Here is a 2355-nt window from a genome sequence, read left to right as displayed (position 1 = left end):
CCGCCACCCGGACCCCCCCCGCCGCGACGACCGGGCTGTCGGCCCTCGGGCCGCCCAGCCTGATCAGGGCGATGGTCCGCGGCCGGAGGCGCCGGTAGACCGTCAGGGCCGTCCCGCGCTCGTCGCGGGCGACCGCGTCGGGGAGGGCCGCCGCGGCGACGATCGCGGCCCAGGGCGCGGAGGCGCGGCGGCCCTCGGCGACCGCCTCGGCCCAGCGCTCGCGACGGGCCGACTCGTCCCCCTCGTGGGCGGCCAGCACGGCGAGGCCCGCCATCGCGATCGCGCGCACGTCGGTCGACTCGCTCGCGCGCCCGACCACGGGCAGCGCCGCGATCCGCTCGAAGCGCCGACGCGCCTCGGCCGTGCGGCCGACCGCGAGCAGGTTCACGCCCATCAGCCAGTCCTGCTGCCGGGTGTCGGTCAAGCCTCGGCGCGCGAACGGCGTCGCCTCCAGCGCCTCGCCGAGCGCGATCGCCTCGGCCCGCTCGCCGCGCTGGCTGCGCAGCTGCACCGCGCTCGCGCCGGCGACCGTGCGGAACCAGTCGAGCCCGTGGCGCTCGGCCAGGCGCTCCGCCCGGTCCGCCTCCACGAGCGCCTCCTCCGCGCGGCCGGCGTTCTCCAGCAGCTGCGAGCGCGTCAGCACGGCGAAGGTGCGGACGACCGGGTCGGGGGAGGCGGCGAGGTCGGTCAGCAGCGGCGCGTCCGGCTGCGGCGGCTCGGGCTCGAGCACGAGGCGGGCGCCCGCCTCCCACAGCGGTGAGGCGCCGCGCGGCACGTCCCGGAGCGTCCGCCGCAGCAGGCCGCGCACGCGCAGCGCGTCGGGCAGCCCGGCGAGCACCGACACCGTGGTGACGACGACCAGGGCGCGCAGCAGCTCCACCCGCTCGGCGGTGCTGCCGCCGCGCCGGGCGACGGCCTGCCGCACCCGGGGCAGCACGTCCTCCACCGACTCGGCCTCGCCCCGCAGGATCCAGTGCGTCGCGAGGGCGGCGAACACAGCAACCACGACCGCCTCGCGGCCGGCGGGCGGCACCCGCAGCACGGCGCGGAGCGTCTCCTCCTCGACCGCCAGCTCCTCGAGCGCCGTCGCGTCGGGTCCGGCCGCCACGTGCGGCTCGAGCCCGCGCACGAAGGCGACGGCCGCCGCGTCGAGCCCGCTGCGCGCCGCGGCCTGCAGCCCCGCCTGCTCCGCCGCGGCGAGCGCGAACTCGCGCACCGTCTCCAGCATCCGGTAGCGCGACCGCGGCTCGTCGCGGAAGACGAGCAGTGACTGGTCGACGAGCGAGGCCAGCAACCGCTCCGGGTCCTCGCCGAGCAGGGCGCCGGCAGCCTCCGCCGTGAAGCCGTCCGGGAAGGCGCCGAGCAGCGCGGCGGCCCGCTGGTCGTCGGCCGGCAGCAGGCGCCAGCTCCAGTCGATCACCGCGAACAGGGTCCGGTGCCGCTCGGGGGCGGTGCGGCTGCCGCCGACGAGCACGGCGAAGCGATCGGCCAGACGCGCCTCGAGCTCGGTGAGGCTCATGGAGCGCAGGCGCGCGGCGGCGAGCTCGATCGCGAGCGGCAGCCCGTCCAGGTGCGTCACGATCCGGCGCACCGCGTCGGGGTCGAGCCGGACGTCGGGCCGCGCCGCGCGTGCGCGCCGCGCGAAGAGGTCGGCCGCGTCGGTGTCGGTGGGCAGCGGCGGCAGCGGGTGCAGGTGCTCGCCGGGCACGAGCAGCGGGATGCGGCTGGTCGCGAGCACGGCGAGGTCGGGCACGGCGCCGAGGACGTCGTCGGCGAGCGCGGCCGCGGCGTCCACGACGTGCTCGCAGTTGTCGAGCACGAGCAGCGTGCGCGCCGCGGCGAGGGCGTCGACCGCCCGGCCGAGGAGGTCGGGGGCGACGGTCTCGGCCCCGATGCGCGTCGTGCGGGCGCCGCGCGCGCCGGCGGTCTCGGCGACCGCGGCCAGCACGTCCTCGGCGGTCCGGGTGCCGGCGAGCTCGACGAACAGCACCCGCGCGAAGCGGGGTGCAGCGAGGCGGGCGACCTCGTGGGCGATGCGGGTCTTGCCCATCCCGCCTGGGCCGATCACGGTGACGAGGCGCGCGGTGCGCAGCGCCGCGTCGAGGGCGGCGAGGTCGTCGTCGCGGCCGAGCAGGGCGTCGGGGGCGGTGCGCACGCCGACGAGCCGCGGGGCCCGCGACGGCTCCGCCCGCAGCAGGTCCGCGTGCGCGGCGACGACGGCGGGGTCGGGATCGGCGCCCAGCTGGTCGGCGAGGGCGGCCGCGTGCGCGGCGTAGGCCGCGAGCGCCTCGTCGTGCTGCCCGCGCTCGGGCTGTCGCTCGGCACCGCGGCCGCCGCGACGGGGTGCTGCGTCGT

At 79.3% G+C, this 2355-nt stretch carries 1 protein-coding gene; it reads right to left on the bottom strand.

What is annotated here, in order from left to right; genetic code table 11:
• A partial coding sequence (locus ACFSBI_RS16230) for an ATP-binding protein (RefSeq protein ID WP_377936780.1) occupies positions 1-2355 on the bottom strand: 2355 nt, incomplete at both ends.

The organism is Amnibacterium endophyticum (assembly GCF_042680685.1).
Taxonomy (GTDB): domain Bacteria; phylum Actinomycetota; class Actinomycetes; order Actinomycetales; family Microbacteriaceae; genus Amnibacterium; species Amnibacterium endophyticum.
This window is presented reverse-complemented; position numbering and strand designations above follow the sequence as displayed.